This window comes from Mycobacterium sp. (assembly GCF_008709575.1).
GTDB lineage: Bacteria > Actinomycetota > Actinomycetes > Mycobacteriales > Mycobacteriaceae > Mycobacterium.
Map to the genome: position 1 here is coordinate 1 of NZ_VYIK01000297.1, position 731 is coordinate 731.

Genomic DNA, 731 nt, shown 5'->3' on the forward strand with positions numbered 1-731 from the left:
GTCATGCGTAGGAGGCTCACCCGCGCCGCATTCGACCGGACGGTCGCAACGCGGCGCTGATCCGCCGACAGTTCTTCTCCATCGCGGCGACCTGCGAAGGCGATAACTGACCGAGAAAATGCGTCCGCACACCCTGGGCGTAGGTCACCATGGCCCGGTGCACCGCTGCGCGGCCGTCCTCGGTGATCGCCGCGATCACCCCGCGCCGGTCGTCGCGGCTGGCCTCGCGCCGCACCAAGCCATGCAGCTCCAAGCGGCGGATCTGTCGGGTCAGGCGACTCGGCAACGACGGCAGCGCTTCGGCCAGATCACCCATCCGCGCCGACCCGCCGGGCGCGCTGTCGAGCATGTCCAAAACCCGGACGTCGACCAGCGACAGGTGGTGCGCCTCGGTCAGGGCCCGGTTGAGCGTCGCATACAACCGCAACGCGGCATCCACGACGGTCTGCCACGACTTCTGTTCGGCGATGTCCAGCCCTGGCATCGCACCGGCTGTCCGGCCGGCACCGAGGCCGCGCATACCGTCATGCTAGGCGACGCATCGTCGTTAAACAGCGGGAATCCGCAGGTAGTAGCGTATCGATCATGCTCGCCATCGTCGCCGAATCAGCCGATCAGCTGTCCTGGCAGCAGGTGCCCGACGTCACGCCGGGTCGCGGCGAAGTGTTGATCAGGGTCAGCGCCGCCGGAGTGAATCGGGCCGATCTGCTGCAAGCCGCCGGCCGCTACCC

General features: G+C 68.1%; 1 protein-coding gene and 1 pseudogene. One reads left to right on the forward strand and one right to left on the reverse strand.

Annotated features, from left to right (window positions below; genetic code table 11):
* Positions 1-16 precede the first annotated feature (16 nt).
* Positions 17-520 carry a MarR family transcriptional regulator gene (locus F6Q13_RS18560; protein ID WP_293059664.1) on the reverse strand — a complete coding sequence of 168 codons (504 nt, stop codon included), beginning with the start codon at positions 518-520 and terminating at the stop codon, positions 17-19.
* A 65-nt stretch (positions 521-585) separates the two neighbouring features.
* Here F6Q13_RS18560 and F6Q13_RS18565 point away from each other — a divergent pair.
* Positions 586-731 (forward strand): annotated as a pseudogene (locus F6Q13_RS18565) (NAD(P)H-quinone oxidoreductase); the annotation flags it as partial.

Coding starts and splice junctions, on each gene's coding strand:
- F6Q13_RS18560 (WP_293059664.1), bottom strand. CDS start 520: ATGCGCGGCCTCGGTGCCGGCCGGACAGCCGGTGCGATGCCAGGGCTG.